The organism is Streptomyces sp. NPDC047072 (assembly GCF_040643855.1).
Lineage (GTDB): Bacteria > Actinomycetota > Actinomycetes > Streptomycetales > Streptomycetaceae > Streptomyces.
The window spans coordinates 15,262-31,541 of sequence record NZ_JBEYVC010000014.1 but is presented as its reverse complement, the minus strand read 5'-3'; the positions used below and the strand labels follow the sequence as shown (position 1 = coordinate 31,541).

At 71.3% G+C, this 16,280-nt stretch carries 14 protein-coding genes; 5 read left to right on the top strand and 9 right to left on the bottom strand.

The window, feature by feature from the left end:
* Nucleotides 1–49: 49 nt before the first annotated feature.
* Nucleotides 50–1,252, top strand: a complete 1,203-nt coding sequence (locus ABZ896_RS08945) for a TerD family protein (protein ID WP_360924420.1) — start codon at nucleotides 50–52, stop codon at nucleotides 1,250–1,252.
* Between the two features lie 76 nt (nucleotides 1,253–1,328).
* Here ABZ896_RS08945 and ABZ896_RS08940 read toward each other — a convergent pair whose 3' ends face one another.
* Together ABZ896_RS08940 and ABZ896_RS08935 are read right to left on the bottom strand one after the other, a co-directional pair.
* Nucleotides 1,329–1,772, bottom strand: a complete 444-nt coding sequence (locus tag ABZ896_RS08940; RefSeq protein ID WP_360924207.1) for a DUF2690 domain-containing protein — start codon at nucleotides 1,770–1,772, stop codon at nucleotides 1,329–1,331.
* 186 nt (nucleotides 1,773–1,958) lie between these two features.
* A complete protein-coding gene (locus ABZ896_RS08935; protein WP_360924204.1) occupies nucleotides 1,959–2,525 on the bottom strand; it encodes a helix-turn-helix domain-containing protein in 567 nt (188 codons plus the stop codon).
* An 85-nt stretch (nucleotides 2,526–2,610) separates the two neighbouring features.
* Here ABZ896_RS08935 and ABZ896_RS08930 point away from each other — a divergent pair, with 85 nt between their 5' ends.
* Both ABZ896_RS08930 and ABZ896_RS08925 read left to right on the top strand, forming a co-directional pair.
* On the top strand, nucleotides 2,611–4,053 hold the full coding sequence (locus ABZ896_RS08930; protein WP_360924201.1) for an MFS transporter: 1,443 nt from the start codon (nucleotides 2,611–2,613) through the stop codon (nucleotides 4,051–4,053).
* Nucleotides 4,054–4,164: 111 nt separating this feature from the next.
* Nucleotides 4,165–4,500 (top strand): hypothetical protein, encoded by a 336-nt coding sequence (locus tag ABZ896_RS08925; RefSeq protein ID WP_360924198.1) that lies wholly within the window; start codon nucleotides 4,165–4,167, stop codon nucleotides 4,498–4,500.
* A 23-nt stretch (nucleotides 4,501–4,523) separates the two neighbouring features.
* Here the strand turns inward: ABZ896_RS08925 and ABZ896_RS08920 are convergent, their stop codons facing one another.
* From ABZ896_RS08920 to ABZ896_RS08905, 4 genes are all read right to left on the bottom strand, one after another.
* Nucleotides 4,524–5,393: a carbohydrate ABC transporter permease gene (locus tag ABZ896_RS08920; RefSeq protein WP_360924195.1), complete on the bottom strand. Its 870-nt coding sequence runs from the start codon at nucleotides 5,391–5,393 to the stop codon at nucleotides 4,524–4,526.
* Nucleotides 5,383–6,381, bottom strand: coding sequence for a sugar ABC transporter permease (locus ABZ896_RS08915; protein ID WP_360924193.1), 999 nt, complete (start codon nucleotides 6,379–6,381; stop codon nucleotides 5,383–5,385). The genes ABZ896_RS08920 and ABZ896_RS08915 overlap by 11 nt, the downstream gene beginning before the upstream one ends.
* A 1-nt stretch (nucleotide 6,382) precedes the next feature.
* The gene (locus tag ABZ896_RS08910) at nucleotides 6,383–7,684 is read right to left on the bottom strand and encodes an extracellular solute-binding protein (protein WP_360924190.1); all 1,302 of its coding nucleotides are present in this window, start codon (nucleotides 7,682–7,684) and stop codon (nucleotides 6,383–6,385) included.
* Between the two features lie 327 nt (nucleotides 7,685–8,011).
* Nucleotides 8,012–9,055, bottom strand: coding sequence for a LacI family DNA-binding transcriptional regulator (locus ABZ896_RS08905; protein ID WP_360924187.1), 1,044 nt, complete (start codon nucleotides 9,053–9,055; stop codon nucleotides 8,012–8,014).
* A gap of 163 nt (nucleotides 9,056–9,218) precedes the next feature.
* Here ABZ896_RS08905 and ABZ896_RS08900 point away from each other — a divergent pair, with 163 nt between their 5' ends.
* Entirely contained in the window at nucleotides 9,219–10,523 is a 1,305-nt protein-coding gene (locus ABZ896_RS08900; RefSeq protein WP_360924184.1) for an FAD-dependent oxidoreductase, read from the top strand.
* 139 nt (nucleotides 10,524–10,662) lie between these two features.
* Nucleotides 10,663–12,609, top strand: a complete 1,947-nt coding sequence (locus tag ABZ896_RS08895; RefSeq protein ID WP_360924181.1) for a hypothetical protein — start codon at nucleotides 10,663–10,665, stop codon at nucleotides 12,607–12,609.
* A 28-nt stretch (nucleotides 12,610–12,637) separates the two neighbouring features.
* Here ABZ896_RS08895 and ABZ896_RS08890 read toward each other — a convergent pair whose 3' ends face one another.
* The 3 genes from ABZ896_RS08890 to ABZ896_RS08880 form a co-directional block, all read right to left on the bottom strand.
* A complete protein-coding gene (locus ABZ896_RS08890; RefSeq protein ID WP_360924178.1) occupies nucleotides 12,638–13,654 on the bottom strand; it encodes a 1-aminocyclopropane-1-carboxylate deaminase in 1,017 nt (338 codons plus the stop codon).
* Between the two features lie 22 nt (nucleotides 13,655–13,676).
* Nucleotides 13,677–14,330: a GntR family transcriptional regulator gene (locus tag ABZ896_RS08885; protein ID WP_360924175.1), complete on the bottom strand. Its 654-nt coding sequence runs from the start codon at nucleotides 14,328–14,330 to the stop codon at nucleotides 13,677–13,679.
* A gap of 105 nt (nucleotides 14,331–14,435) precedes the next feature.
* A complete protein-coding gene (locus ABZ896_RS08880; RefSeq protein ID WP_360924172.1) occupies nucleotides 14,436–16,016 on the bottom strand; it encodes a TROVE domain-containing protein in 1,581 nt (526 codons plus the stop codon).
* Between the last annotated feature and the right edge of the window lie 264 nt (nucleotides 16,017–16,280).

Genomic DNA, 16,280 nt, shown 5'->3' with positions numbered 1-16,280 from the left:
ATTAAGGGAACGGTAAAGCGCCGTCGCTCGTTCACCGGGCATGACAGCTATGACCCCCGGCTCGAACATCCCCCTCCCCGTCGCCCGCGTGACGGTGGACGTCTCCGCACCGGTGCGGCTCGACGTATCGGGCCTGCTGCTCACCGCCGACGGCAAGGTGCGCTCCGACGACGACTTCATCTTCTACAACCAGCCCACGGGGCCGGGGGTCACCTACCGGTCGGGCGGCGGTACGGCGCCGGACGCGATCAGCGTCGACACCACCGCCCTGCCCCCGGGCATCGAGAAGATCGTCGTCACCGCCAGCCCGGACGCGGCGGGGCAGACCTTCCAGGGCATCGAGCCGACGGCCACGATCCGCAGCGCGGACGACAACACCGTGCTGGCCACGTTCACGCCGCCGCAGCTCGGCACCGAGACGGCGCTGGTGGTCGTGGAGATCTACCTGCGCAACGGCGCCTGGAAGGCGCGGGCGGTGGGGCAGGGGTACGCCAACGGGCTGGCGGGGATCGCGACGGACTTCGGGGTGACGGTGGAGGAGCCCGCGCCGGCGCCCGCGCCCGCGCCGGTGGCTCCGCCGGTCACCCAGGCCCCGCCGCCTCCGCCGGTACAGGCGCCCGCGGCTCCCCCCGTCGCGCCCCCGGCCCCGCCGGCTCCTCCCGCGCCGGGCACCGGGAAGATCAACCTCGACAAGGGCCGGGTCAGCCTCCAGAAGAACCAGACCGTGTCCCTGGTCAAGGGCGGCCGCCCCCTTCTCTCCCAGGTCAAGATGGGCCTCGGCTGGGAGCCGGCGTACCGCGGCAAGGACATCGACCTCGACGCCTCGGTCATCGCCTACGGCCCGCAGCGCAACCACATCGACAGCTGCTACTTCGGCAAGCTCTCCATCGTGGGCGGCGCGATCAAGCACTCCGGCGACAACCTCACGGGTGAGGGCGGGGGCGACGACGAGGTCATCGTCGTGGACCTCGGCCGCCTCCCCCAGGAGGTCACCGGCCTGGTCTTCACGGTCAACTCCTTCTCCGGCCAGAAGTTCACGGAGGTCGCCAAGGCGTACTGCCGCCTCCTGGACGCCGCGTCCGGCGAGGAACTGGTCCGCTTCGACCTCACCAACGCGGAGCCCCAGACCGGCGTGATGATGGCGAAACTGATCAAGCAGTTCTCCGGCGAGTGGGAGATGACGGCCATGGGCGACTTCGTCAAGTCCCGCACGGTGAGGGGAATGGTGAAGCCCGCGGCGCAGGCGCTGTGAGACAGACGGGACGGTCGGGGAGGGGGCCGGTCGCCCCCTACCCGACAGCTTGGGCCTCAGCGGCCCGGGCGCCCTCTCAGTACGCGGTGGTCGACGCGTACCACTTGGAACCGCTGGGATCGACGACCCAGCCTGCCGCGGTGCTCACATACCCCGCGTCGTCGAGCATCTCGGTGTAGCAGTAGTAGCCACCGAGCGACGAAGAGTACTGCGACACCGTGCAGGACGCGGCGGCGTCGGGTCCGGTCTGCCGGGCGACCTTCGCCCCGCCGCCGTCCCTCTTGAAGTTGACCACGCGTGCCCACACCGTGCGGCAGGCCGTGCTGTACCGCAGGTCGATGCGCCCGGCCACGTAACCGTTCAGCGCCATCCAGGTGTGACGGGCGGTCACCGCGGTGTTCGCGCAGCCCGAGGCAACGGGGTCCGCTCCGTCGTAGGGCAAGGCTTGCGCCGGGCTCGCGAATCCGATCAGACTCGCGGTGACAGCACTGGCGACGAGCATCGCGTACCTGGCTTTCATGGGCGCCTCCCGGTCGTGTGACCCACGGTGCGGGCCCCGGCGGATCGCATGGGGGCCGTGCCGCACCAGGATGACCGGGGCCGGTCAGGACATCATTCGCAGGCGGTCGCCACTTCCTTGACTGTGCGTCTACTCCTGCCCCGAGGGAACCCGTCCCGCCGAGCGCCGCTCACCCGGACCGGTCGGCTACGCCCGTAGCCCCTCCGTCAGGAGGGTCAGGTAGCGGCGGATCTCCGCGCCGTCCCCGCTCGCCAGTTCCGCCGCCGTGGCGACGCCGTGGGCCAGGCGGAGCAGATCGACCGCCACGATGTCCCCCCGCAGGGTCCCTTCCGCCTGTGCCGCGGACACCAGGTGGCCCGCCGCCTCCCGCACCCGCGTCCCGCACACCGTCACGGTCGCCGAGCCGCCGTCCGTCACCGCCGACCCGATCAGGCTCTTCAGTCCGCGGATCTGGATCGTGCCGACGCACAGCTCGTACAGCCACTCCGCCAGCGCCTCGCCCGGCGGCAGCTCCCCCGCGATCTCGTCCGCCCGGCGCGCGAACATCTCGACACGGTCGACGTACGCCGCCTCCAGCAGCGCCTGCCGGGTCGGGAAGTGCCGGTACAGCGTCCCCGACCCCACCCCCGCCCGCTTGGCGATGTCGTCGAGCGACGCGCCTTCCCCATGCTCGGCGAAGGCCTCCGCCGCCACCTTCAGCAAGCGCTCGTAGTTGCGCCGAGCGTCCGCCCGCATGGGCCTGACCTGCGTCATCCAGATACTCCTTGCAAACCGGGGACTCTCTCCGTATTTTATCGAGCACTAACCGGAGACAGTCCCCGGTTAAGGGAGGACTCCCATGCCCGTCCCGTCCGCGCCGTCCGCGCGCACCGACACCCGCTCCGCTCCACCACAGCCCGCAAGGCTCGGCACCACACTCCTCGTCGTCGTCACCGCCTACCTGATGGTCGGCGTCGACTCCACCGTCGTCAACGTAGCGCTCCCCGACATCCAACAGGATCTCGGCTTCGGCCCGACCGGCCTGTCCTGGGTGCTCAACGCCTACACGCTCGCCTTCGGCGGGCTGCTGCTGCTCGGCGGCCGCGTCGGGGACATCGCCGGCCGCCGCCGTACCCTCACCACCGGCGTCCTCGTCTTCGCCGGCTCCTCCCTGCTCGGCGGTCTCGCCACGGACAGCGCCTGGCTGCTGGCCGCCCGCGCGCTCCAGGGAGTCGGCGCCGCCCTCATCGCCCCCAGCACCCTGGCCCTGATCACCACGAACTTCCCGGAGGGCCCGCGCCGCCACCACGCCCTCAGCGTCTACAGCTCCACAGCGGGCATCGGGGCCTCCGTCGGCCTGGTCCTCGGCGGCGCGCTCACCGACTGGGCGTCCTGGCGCTGGGCCCTGCTGATCAACGTACCGATCGGCATCGCGGTGGCCTCGGCGCTCCCCCGCCTCGCCGCCGAGACCCCGCGCCACGCGGGCCGCTTCGACCTGGCGGGCGCGCTCACCGGCACCGCCGGGACGACCTCGCTGGTGTACGCGTTCATCCGGGTCTCGGAGCAGGGGTGGAGCGACACCCAGGCGCTGCTCGGGTTCAGTACGGCGGCCGCCCTGCTCGCCGGGTTCCTGCTGGTCGAGGCCCGGGCCGAACAGCCCGTGCTGCCGCTGAAGTTGTTCGCCGACCGCGACCGGGCGGGCGCGTACGCCGGTGTCATGCTGCTGCCCGCGGGCATGTTCGGGGCGTTCTACTTCCTGACCCTGATCAGCCAACAGGTGCTGCACTACAGCCCGTTGCGCGCGGGGCTGGCCTTCCTGCCGATGACCCTGGCCATGTTCACCACCGTGCGCCTGGTGCCCCGGCTGCTCCAACTCCTCGGTGCCAAGCCGGTGTTGGTCACCGGAATCACTCTGGTCGCCGGAGCGGCCGGCTGGCTGTGGCGGCTCGACGTCTCGGACGGCTACCTCTCCGGGCTGCTCGGTCCGCTGTTCCTGCTGGGCGTCGGCATCGGGCTGAGCCTCATGCCGCTGAACGCCACGATCCTCGCCCGGGTCGAGCCGCGCGAGGCGGGCTCCGCCTCGGGGCTGCTCCAGACCCTCCAGTGGCTCGGCGGCACCCTCGGTCTGTCGATCCTGGTCACCGTCTACGGCACGGCCACCCGGCACGCCACCGGCTCGCCCTCCGAGATCCTGGTCGGAGGCGCGTCCAGAGCGTTCGGCGCGGGCGCCCTCGTCGCCGTGACCGCGCTGCTCGTATGCGGGACGGTGATCAGGGGAAACCGGCCGAAGCGCCCCGCCTAGAGGCCCCCGGCCTACGTCCCCGGTCCCGTCCAGGACCGTCCGGACACCCGATGCCGGTCGCCGGGACGCGGGACACGATGGCGGTGCCCCCCTCCCGGAAGGAGCGCATCGATGTCGTTCCCGGAAGACCTCGACCACCCGCAGCCGCGCTACCACGCCGACCGGGGCGAGGTGAACGCGCTGCACCGCCCGGCCGACACCCCCGCGGACATCGCCGGCACCTCCACCACCCACCACCTCGCCACGCACGAGACGACCGGAGGCGAATTCGGCCTGTACAAGGTGGAGTTGGGGGCATGGTCCGGCGGCGCCGGAACGCACTTCCACCGGGCCATGTCCGAGTCCTTCTACGTTCTCTCCGGCCAGGGCGACTTCCTGTACGTGCCGGTCGGCGGTCCGCACGCCTTCAGGAACACCGCCGACGAGCCCCTGTCGATGGAGGACTGAAACACCGTCGGCGGCACGCCGGTTCACATCTTCGTGGCCCCCGCCGCCAGGTCCCGCAGGAAGTGCCGGGCCCCGATCAGGAAGACGGCGATCAGCGGCAGCACGCTCATCAACGCGCCCGCCATCACCACCGCGTAGTCGGTGTTGTAGGCGATGTTGAGGTTGGCGAGCGCCACCTGGAGCGTCACCTTCTCGGGGTTGACCATCACGACCAGCGGCCAGATGTAGTCGTTCCAGAGGCTGATGAAGGTGAAGATGCCGAGGAAGGCGAGCGCGGGCCGGAACAGCGGCAGCGCGACCTGCGCGTAGAGCCGGAAGAAGCCGGCGCCGTCGATCCGTCCGGCGTCGAGGAGTTCGTCCGGCAGGGAGTTCTGGGCGTACTGGCGCATCCAGAAGATACCGAAGGCGTTGGCGGCCCCCGGGATCACCAGCGCCTTCAGCGTGCCGGCCCAGCCGAACTCGGCCATGGTGACGAACTGCGGCACCAGCGACAGCTGCGCCGGGATCATGTACGTCGCCATCAGCACGCCGAAGAGGAACTTCCGGCCCGGGAAGTCGTACTTGGCGAAGGCGAAGGCCGCCAGCGAGTCGAAGAACAGCACCAGCAGGGTGCCGAGCGTGGCCACCACGACCGTGTTGAACAGCGAGGTGAAGAAATCGATGCGGTCGATCACCTCCCGCATGTTGTGCAGGAGTTGGGTGCCGGGCACGAGCCGCGGCGGGTAGGCGAGGATGTCCTGGGTGGTGACGGAGGCCATCACCACCAGCCAGTAGAAGGGGAACAGCGAGACCAGCACCCCGAGCAGCAGGGCGACCCGCACGAGGATCCGGGTCCGCCGGCTCCCCGCGCCGATCGCAAGGCCGGCGTTGGACGTCGTGGGCTCAACGGCCATTGCGGCGGCCCCCCTTGGACAGCAGCGGAATCCCGCGGCGCTCGTCGCGGTCGCCCCCGGACACCAGCCGCCAGTTGATGATCGCGAAGACCGCGATCAGCGCGAAGAGCAGCCAGCCCATCGCGGCGCCGTAGCCGAACTGCAGGTCGTTGAAGGACTTCTGCCACAGATAGAGCACGATCGTCATGCCTTCCTGGCCGGGCCCGCCCGCGGTGCCCGGGTCGTCCGAGTAGAACAGCACCTGCGACTCGGTGAAGATCTGCAGGCCGTTGATGGTGGACGTGATGACGGCGAACAGGATCACCGGCCTGAGCTGCGGGACCACGACCCGGAACAGCAGCTGCCGGCTGCTCGCCCCGTCGACCCGCGCGGCCTCGAACAGCTCGTTCGGGATGGCCTGGAGACCGGCGAGGAAGATCAGCGCGTTGTAGCCGACCCACCGCCAGATGATCATGATGGAGATCGCCGACTTGATGCCGAGCGAGGAGGTCAGCCAGCCGACGCCGTCCAACCCCACCGCTTTCAAAAGGGAGTTGGCGAGGCCCGCCTGGGCGAAGACCGAGCCGAAGACGATGGTCATCGCGACCATGGAGGTGACGTTCGGGATGAAGTAGGCCACCCGCCAGGCGGAGGAGTGGCGGACCTGCGAGTGCAGCAGGAAGGCCAGCACCAGCGCCAGGAACAGCATCGGCACCGTCGACAGGAACCAGATCTCGAAGGTGTTGGCGATCGAGTGCCAGAACACCGAGTCGTGCAACAGCCAGTAGTACTGCCTGAGGCCGACGAACTTCATGTCGCCGATGCCGTCCCAGTCCTGGAAGGACAGATAGAACGAGAAGAACACCGGGAAGGCGCCGAAGACGCCGAAGAGGATGTAGTACGGCGAGATCGCGACGTACGGCGGAAGGTGCCGCCGCCACCGGCCCCGGGGAGCCGCGGCCGAAGGTGTCTCCTGGGCGGACGCCGGTGCCTCGGTCAGGGCGGTCATGTCAGCTCACCCCCCGCTGGGCGAGCGCCCGTTCGGCGGCGTTCATGGCGTCCCGCCAGGCCCGGTCGGGGTTCTTGCCGAGCGTCTCCACGTTCGTCAGCTCCTGGTAGACGGGGGTGGACGCGGTGTTCTCGTAGGCGCTCATGAAGAGGACCGGGGCCTTCTCGGCGGCCGGTCCGAAGACGTCCACGGGGGCCTGGCCGCCGAAGAACGGGTCCGGCCTGCGCATCGCCGGCTGGGCGTAGGTGGCCGGGGTGGTGGGGAACAGCGCCATCTCCTGGTAGCTCTTCAGCTGGTTCTCCGGGCTGAACATCCACTTCAGGAAGGCGAACGCCCCTTCCGGGTCCCGGCAGTAGCGGGTGATGCCGACGTACGAACCGCCGTAGTTCGTGGGGCCGTCGGGCATCCCCGTCAGCCGCCACTGGCCCGAGGTCTTGGGCGCGGTGTCCTTGAGGCCGTTGATGTACCAGACCGCGTTGATGATGGTGCCGATACGGCCGCCGCCCATCGCCGAGTTGAAGTCGGGCGTGCCGTCCAGGACCCGTGCGCTGAGTCCCTGCCGGTAGGTCTCGATCGCCAAGTCCCAGGCGCGCTTCACGTGTTGCTGGTCGCCGATGAAGCGGTTGTCGGCGTCGACGAACTGCTTCGGGCTCTGGTACAGCGCCATCCGGAACACGAAGGCGATCTGTGAGACGAGGTACGGATGCGTCGGCGCCTTCGCCTTGAGGGTCTTGCCGACCTGGAGGTACTTCTCCCAGGTCGAGGTGGCCTCGCCGACCTCCGCCGGCTCGGTGGGCAGTCCGGCCTTCTCGAAGAGGTCGCGGCGGTAGTAGAGCGCGGTGGGGCCGGCGTCCAGCGGGAAGCCGATCATCCGGCCGGTGGGGCTGACACAGCTCTTCCACTTCCAGCCGAGGTACTCGTCCTCGACGGCGTCCGCGCCGAGGTCCCTGAGGTCCAGGAACTCGTTCTCGTCCGGGAAGTAGTCCCCGATCGGGGTGTTGACGCAGGCCAGGTCGGGGACGTAGGCGCGGGCCGCCATCACGGTGCGCAGCTTGCCGCGGTAGTCGCCGGCGATCGGGGCGCCCTTGACCTTCAGTCCGGCCACGCCGGGGACACCGCGTGCGGAGGTGGCGAGGAGCTTGTTGCTCAGCGAGCCGTTCCAGTACCAGATCGTCAGGTGGTCGGTGCCCGCGGAGATCGAGCCGTGGGAACTCCCGCACCCCGACACACCCAGCAGAGCGGCGCCCGCACCGCCGAGTGAGGCGCTTAGCAGACGCCTGCGGGACAGCGTTCGGTCTGGCATGGAGCGCACTCGCCTTCCGGATCAGACAACGATGTCGTGATGCCCGTGAACGTTCACGTGAACGTTGCCGACGAGTATTGAGGTGGCCGAAAACAAGAGTCAAGGCGTATGCGGGTGCTATCTGCTGACGTGGGCTCAGATGGGGCGGGGTTGGGGGTGTCGGGCATCGCGAGCTGGTGGTGTCGGGTGCTGCGGGGCTGGTCTCGGCGTAGCTCGAAGCCGGTCTCGGCGTAGCTCGGGGCCGGTCTCGGATGCCGCGGGGCTGGTCTCGGCGCAGCTCGAAGCCGGTCTTGGGTGCTGCGGGGTCGCTCTCGGGGACCACGACGCTCAGGCCGAGGCCCGTACCACCAGCTCGGGCGCTACCCACGCGTCCACACCGGTCAGGGGCTCCTCGCCCGCGCGCAGCCTCGCCACCTGTTCGACGGCGAGCCGTCCCAGCCGGCGTTTGTCGAGGTGGAGGGTGGTGAGGGCGGGCTCCACGAGGGCGCCCAGGGAGAGGCCGTCGAAGCCGAGCACGGCGAGGTCCTCGGGGACCCGGCGGCCCCGGCGCCGGGCGGCCCGCATCGCGCCGACGGCGATCAGATCGTTGAAGCCGAACACCGCGGTCATCTCGGGCCGGGCGTCGAGGAGCCGCTCCATGGCCGCCTCGCCGCCCTCGACACTGTGGCCGGAGGACCGCACGATCCAGCTGTCGTCGACCGGCAGCCCGTGCCTCCGCGTCTCGGCGAGGAACGCCTCACGCCGGGGCCCGGGCACTTCGAGCCGGTCGCCGTCCAGCATGCCGATACGGCGGTGACCCGCCCGCACGAGATGGGCGACGCCCTGTTCGAGACCCGCGGCGGCGTCGATGCCCACGGCCGCGAACCGGGTCTGCTGCGGGCCGCGTTCCAGCAGGACGAGCGGCATACCGCCGAGGTGCCGGGCCAGGACCTCGTCGTCGTTCTTGAAGTAGCCCACCACCGCGTCCACTTGGTGCGACAGCACCCCGAGCGCCTCGCGCTCCTTGACGCCGTCGGTACGCGTGTCGCACACCACGACCTGCCAGCCCCGCTCCTCGGCGGCCTCCAGCACCCCCGCCGCGACCTCGGGGAAGAACGGGTTGCGCAGGTCCGGGATGACCAGTCCCGCGGTCACCGTACCCTTGCGCACCAGCCCGCGCGCGAACCGGCTGGGCCGGTAGTCCAGCATCCGGGCCGCCTCCAGCACCCGTTCCTTGGTGGCCGGATCGATCTCGCCCTTGTCGTTGACGGCCCGCGAGACGGTCTGCCGGGACACCCCGGCCAGCTTCGCGACGTCGTGGATCGTGGCCCGACGACGCGGTGCGTCGGACGCGGCGGAACCCGGCTGCCGGTGCTGTTCGTCGGCCCACATGCAGTGCACCTTATCCAGCCGTCCCGTGAACATGCCCGGGTGCGGGTGCGACCGCCGTGATCCCGGTGTGTCCGGCCGCGGGGGCGACCGCCGTGATCCCGGTGTGTAACGTGCAGGCCGCGCCGGACTGATCGCGCTCGGACCGAACGGAAGCGGGGGTGCCATGCCGAAGCGTCATGCGGTGGTGGTCGGGGCGGGGATCGGCGGACTCACGGCCGCCGTGGCGCTGCACCGCCGAGGCTGGCGGGTCACCGTCTGCGAACGCGCCCCCGAACCCCCCACGACCGGCGCCGGCATCGGCCTCGCCCCCAACGCCCTGCGCGCCCTGGACGCCATCGGGGTCGACGCGGCCCGGGCCGCCGGCAGCGCGGTCCCCGTGACGATGGGCGTGCGCCGCTCCGACGGCCGGTGGCTCGCCCGGGCCGAGACCGCGGACATGGCGGCCCGCTACGGCATTCCGCCGATCGCGGTCCCCCGCCCGACCTTCACCGCAGCCCTGGCCGCGTACCTGCCGCCGGAGGCGCTCCTCTACGGCACCGAAGTGACCGGCGTCGAAGTGACAGGGCGCGCAGCAGCCGGGCTCGAATTGACCGGGCTCAAAGCAACCGGCCCCGCAGCGACCGGGTTTGAAGCGACCGGCCGCGACGACGCCTCGGTCCGCCCGACCGTCCGCACCGCGTCCGGAGCGGACCTCTCCGCCGACCTGGTAGTCGCCGCCGACGGCATCCGCAGCCCGCTGCGCCGCGCGTACTTCCCCGACCACCCCGGACTGCACTACATCGGCGAGACGGCCTGGCGTGCGATCGTGGACGCCCCTGACCTGCGGATACCGTCCATGAGCGAGACCTGGGGAAGAGGCGGGCGGTTCGGCGTGACCCCGCTGGCCGACGGCCGGCTGTATCTCTACGCCACCGCCGTCCTCCCCGCCGGCACCCGCTCGGCCGACCCCCGCGCCGAACTCCGCCGCCGCTTCGGCACCTGGCACGACCCGATCCCGGCCCTGCTGGACCGCGTCCAACACCTCGACGAAGCCGCCGTCCTCCAGAACGACCTCTACGACCTGGCCGCCCCGCTCCCCCGCCTCCACCACGGCCGGATCGCCTGGCTCGGCGACGCGGCCCACGCCATGGCCCCCAACCTCGGCCAGGGCGGCTGCCAGGCCATCGAGGACGCGGTGATCCTCGCGCACCTGCTCCCCCACGGAGCTGACGGAAACGGCGCAGACTCCGTCCCGGCCGCCCTGGCCGCGTACACCGCCGCCCGCCGCGACCGTACGAACGCCGTCCGTGTCCGCGCCCGCAGGGTCGGCCGTCTGGGAGCCCTCCGCAACCCCCTCGCGACGACGGCCCGCAACCTCGCGGTCCGCGCCACCCCCACCCGCCTGGCCCTCCGAGGCATGGACGACCTCTTCAACGGCTTCCGGCTCCCCGGTGCCGAGGACCGGTGGGCAGCACCGGCCGCCGGATGAGCGAACTCCCGTCCTACGGCCACGAGTTCGCCGGCCCCGGCAAGTCCCCGTATTCGCCACGGAACCGCACATTCCACCGTGGGGTGCTTTACCGTGAATTCCGCACCCACGCGAGAGAAGAACGGTCGAGGCTGGTCACGTGGCAGACACCCCCACCGTAGTCATCCTCACCGCCCTGCCCGTGGAGTACGCCGCAGTACGGGCCCACCTGACCGACACCAAGACGCTCAAGCACGTCTCCGGCACCCTCGTCGAACGAGGCCGACTCCCCGGAACCCCCTGGTATGTCGCCCTCGCCGAGATCGGTGTGGGCACCCTCACCGCGGCCACCATCACCGAACGCGTCAACTCCTGGCTCGCTCCGCGGTTCCTCCTCGTCGTGGGTGTCGCCGGCGGCCTCAAGAACGACATCGACATCGGTGACGTCGTGGTGGCGACCAAGGTGTACGGCATTCACGGGGGCAAGCACACCCCCGAGGGCTTCCTCGTACGCCCCGAGGCCTGGCACGCCTCCCACCGCCTCGAACAGGCCGCCCGCCACGCCCTGCGCGGCACCACCGGGTACCGGGCCCACTTCGGGGCGATCGCCGTCGGGGACGTCGTCGTCGCCGACACCGGGTCCGAGATCACCCGCCACATCCACGAGCACTACAACGACGCCGCCGCCATCGAGATGGAAGGCGCCGGCGCCGTCCAGGCCGCCCACCTCATCGGCACCTTGGACACACTGGTCGTCCGGGGCATCAGCGACAAGGCCGACTCGGACAAGAGCAGGCGGGACGCGGAGGGTTCGCAGCCCCGGGCCGCCAGGAACGCGGCCGCGGCCGCCGTCGCCACGCTCCACGAACTGGCACGGACGGAGACCCACGAACGGGTACCGGCCGAGACCGAGGCCGCCGACCTGCCGGCGCGGGCCGTCGCCGAACGGTGGACCCTGCCGGACCGGCGCATGCTGCTGAACGCCATCGGTGTCCTCGGCCTGGCCGTCGCCGACACCATCCTGACGTTCCCCGGCCGTTCCGCCGACCCGGCGGCGGCTTCGGCGCCCGGCGCTTCCGGCGCTTCCGGCGCTTCCGGCAAGGCTTCGGCACCCGGCGCTTCCGGCGAAGCGTCGAACACGGCGGCGCCGGCGGTGATGGCCCCGCTGGGAGACCCGCTGATGGGTCACACCGACCGTGTCTACTCGGTGGCCTTCCGGCCGGGCGGGCGTGTACTGGCCAGTGGCAGCGCCGACCAGACCGTCAGGTTCTGGGACCTGGCCGATCCGTCGCACCCCAAGCCGATCGGCTCCCCCCTCACCGGCCCCACCGACACGGTCTACTCGGTGGCCTTCGCCCCCGACGGGAACCTCCTGGCCGACGCGAGCGCCGATCAGAAGATCCGCCTACTGAACGTGGCCGACCCTGCCCGGCCGGTGCTCCTCAGCAGCCCGGTCACCGGCCATACGGACGCCGCCTTCTCGGTGGCCTTCAGCCCCAGCGGGGAACTACTGGCAGGCGGCAGCGGCGACCGCACGATCCGCCTGTGGCGGATCACCGACCCCGCGCACCCCGAACTCCTCGGCGGACCCGTCTACGGGCACACCGATGCCGTCCTGTCGGTGGCGTTCAGCCACGACGAGGACGTCATGGGCAGCGGCGGCTCCGACCACGCCGTCCGGTTGTGGAACGTGGCCGACCCTCCGGCTCCCGTCGGCCCGGCCCTGCCCGGCCACACGGGCCGCGTCTACAGCGTGGCGTTCAGCCCGGACGGACACCTGCTGGCCAGCGGCAGCGAGGACCGCACGATCCGTCTGTGGAAGGTCACCGACCCCGCGAACCCGGTGTTCCTCGGCCGCGCCACCGGGCACGGGGACGCCGTCAACTCCGTCGCCTTCAGCCCCGACGGAAAAGTCCTGGCCAGCGGCAGCAGCGACACCACGGTCCGCCTGTGGCGCGTGACCGACTCCGCCGGCCCGGCTCCCCTCGGGCGCCCCCTCACCGGTCATCGCGGCGCCGTCTTCACCGTGGCGTTCAACCCGGACGGAGACCTCCTGGCCAGCGGCAGCGCCGACCAGACGGTCCGTCTGTGGAAACGCACCCGCTGACCGACCGGCCGTCTCCGGCGGACAGACCCTAGAACAGCGCGCTGTACCCGTTGAGCGCGGGCTGGCCGCCGAGGTGGGCGTAGAGGACGGTGGAGTCGGCCGCGATCTCCCCGCGGCGGACCAGGTCGATCATGCCCGCCATCGACTTGCCCTCGTAGACGGGGTCGGTGACCATGCCCTCGGTGCGGGCGGCGAGGCGCATCGCGTCCAGGGTGGTCTCGTCGGGGATGCCGTAGATCCCGGCGTGGTACCGCTCGTCCAGCTCCACGTCCGCTTCCGCCAACTCCTGCCGTACGCCGATGAGTTGCCCGGTGTTGTGGGCGATCCGCGCGATCTGCTCCCGGGTGGCGACGGGCTTGGCGGAGGCGTCGATGCCGAGCACGCGACGCGGACGGCCACCCGACTCCTCCAGCGCGCGGAAGCCCGCGACCATGCCGGCCTGGGTGGAGCCGGTCACCGAGCAGACCACGACCGTGTCGAAGAAGACGCCCAAGTCGCGCTCCTGCTCGGCGACTTCGTAGGCCCAGCCCGCGAAGCCGAGACCGCCGAGCGGGTGGTCGGAGGCGCCGGCGGGGATGGCGTACGGCGTGCCGCCGCGCTCCTCGACATCCCTGAGTGCCTGCTCCCAGCTCTCCTTGAACCCGATCCCGAACCCGGCCTTCACCAGCCGTACGTCGGCCCCGGCGAGCCGGCTGATCAGGATGTTGCCGACCTTGTCGTAGACGGCGTCCGGCCAGTCCACCCAACTCTCCTGCACCAGCACGCACTTGAGCCCGGCGCGGGCGGCCACGGCGGCGACCTGCCGGGTGTGGTTGGACTGGACGCCGCCGATGGAGACGAGGGTGTCGCAGCCCTTGGCGAGCGCGTCGGCGACCAGGTACTCCAGCTTGCGGGTCTTGTTGCCGCCGTACGCGACACCGGAGTTGCAGTCCTCGCGCTTGGCCCACAGGGCGGCGCCGCCGAGGTGTGCGGTGAGGCGCTCCAGCCTGTGCACCGGGGACGGGCCGAAGAGGAGGGGGTAACGGTCGTACGAGGAAAGGGACATGGGGTGCCTCCGGGAGGAGCGGTCAGTCGGTGGTGTCGTCGGCCAGGTCGGAGAGGCTGTGCCAGATGTCGGCCGTGACCGCGACCGCGCGGTGCACGTCGCCCTCGGCGCAGGCCTCGATCAGGCGCTCGTGCAGTCCGGCCGAGCGGCAGGAGCCGCCCTCGCCGAAGCGGCGGCGCTCCAGGCGGCGGATGAGGGGGGTGTAGCGGGCGACGGTGGCGGCGGCCGCGCGGTTGCCGCCGACCCGGACCAGCACGTCGTGCAGTTCGTCGTCGGCGCGCAGGGCCGCGTCCACGTCGCCGCGTGCGACGGCGGCGGCGAACCGGTCGTTGGCGGCCCGCATCACCTCCAGGTCGGCGGCCCGCAGTCGGGGGACGGCGACGCGGGTGACCAGTTCGTGCATGGCGCCGACCACGGCCGCCGCGTCCCGTACGTCGGCGGCCACCACCGGGGTCACCCGCGTGTAGCTCTGCGGCTTGCTCTCCAGGAGCCCTTCGTCGACGAGCCGCGAGAACGCCTCCCGCACGGGCGCCCGGGACAGCCCGAGCCGCTCCGCGAACTCGGCGTCCCGCACCACCGCCCCGGGCTCGATCTCCCCGGCGACGATGGCGTCCCGGATCGCTTGGTAGGCACGGTCCCGCAGCAGGGTGCGCGGGACGGGCCGTAGGGTCTCCATGAACTGAAATGTTAGATGTCAACCTAAGGCGGAGGCAAGGGTGTGGCCCGCACCCCCCGTGACGGTGCGGGCCACGTTCAAGGACCGGCGCGCGAAAGGCGCAGGTCAGACCGCCCAGGGCCAGTCGGCGTTCCGGCCGGCCTCCAGCAGCGGCACCATCCGGAAGGCCGAGTCCGTGAGGCCGCCGAAGGTGTGCCGGTTGCCGGTGCCGGAGGGGCCGTGGCCCGCCCGGTAGCCGGCGAGGTTCCAGGTGTAGACCGGCACGTGCGCCGGGACCTGCTCGGTCGGGGCGCCGTGGCGGTTGTACGCGTACTGCTCGTCGGTGACGATCAGCACCCGGTCCTGGCCCCGGTAGTGCGAGCGGATCGCCGAGGTGGTGTCGGTGCCGCCCAGGTCGCCGAAGCGGCCGAGGATCCTCAGCACCGACTCGCCCCGGCCGAACGTCAGCCGCCGGCTCGTGGTGCCGAACTCGACGAGGTCGGCGTGCTCCGCCCGCAGCGCGAGCGCCGTGCCGAAGACCGCCGCCGCGTCCGCCCGGTTGAGCTGGGAACGGTCGGACAGCCGCGCCCACATCGAGCCCGAGCGGTCGACGAGGACCAGCGTCCGGCCCGGCAGCGCGGGCACGTTGGCCAGCGAGTGGCCGAGCGCCCGCTCCAGCGGGTGGGACCAGCGCAGCGAGGGCGCGTGCTGGTACGCGGCGAGATACCGGAAGGGGAACTGCCGCGACCGTACGACCTCCGCCGGGTCGCTGATCCGGGCGGCCACCTGCTCCGCGACCTCGTCGGAGACGCCGGCCTCGTCGAAGTTGCGCAGGTTGCGGACGAGCGCCATCGGACCCATCGACGGAATGACCGCCTCCCAGGCCGCCCTGTCCATCGGACCCTGGAGCCAGCCCGCGAGCGCCTCCCACGTCATCCCGGCCGCGGCCAGCCGCTCGGCACCGCCCTCGGACGTGACCACAGCGCGCCGCTGTTCGACGGGCAACGCCATCAACTCACGGTGCGCGGCGAGCACTTGGCTCGACTCCGGCGGTACGGCGGTGTCCGGGTGGTGGCGCCGGTCGAGCGCGTACCGGAACAGCTCGCCCTGCCACGGCTTATCCGGGTCCGGGGTCGCGTGCACGAGGTTGAGGATGTCGCCGAAGCGGTAGCCCTTGGACGCGGTGTCGTACTTCAGCAGCGCCTTGCCGCTGTAGAGACGCCGTACGGCGTCGGCGATGCCGCGCTTGACGGGCTGGGGCACATTGCGGCCGTACGTCGCCGTCCAGTAGCCGAGGAACTCGCCGGGCTCGTCGGGCCGTTGGAGTACGGAGGTCACGACCTGGCGGTTCGAGGGGCCGTCGGTGACGCCCGCGTCGAGGCGCGCCTTGACGTACTCGGCGGCGCCTACGATCGAGGCGGTACGGAGGTTGCCCTCGCCGCGCAGCCAGCCGAGCAGGCCCGCGGTCCAGGTGGAGTCGGTGACGGCGAGTTCGGCCACGAGCCGCGCGAACCGGTCGTCGCGGTCGGCGCCGGACTCGTAGAAGGTCTGCTGGGAGATGAAGTTGGCGACCGACAGCAGAAAAAGCTCGGAGCGGGCGTCGCGTTCCCGACCCCGGCCGCCTTCGAAGGTACGCAGCACCCGGCCCGTCGACGTGATGCGCGAGGTGGGCTGCGCCTTGGCGGCACGGCTGTTGAATCGAGCCATGGTGAATTCCCCCCGAATTCAATGGAGTTCCGGAGGGAAGCGCGGCATAGGTGGGTGCCCGAGATCAGGAGTCGGCGGCGGACTTATTCCGGTGCTCTGCCCAATTGAGCTACACCGACCCGAAGTCGATGACGGGACTCGAACCCGCAACCGCCGGATCCCATGAAGTAACCGCTGCCTGCGCACCGGGCGCCCACCATGAGCTGCGCCTCCCGAGATCAATTCGACGGCGGCGTCGGGTTCTTTTAGAGAGAAGTAGCCGCC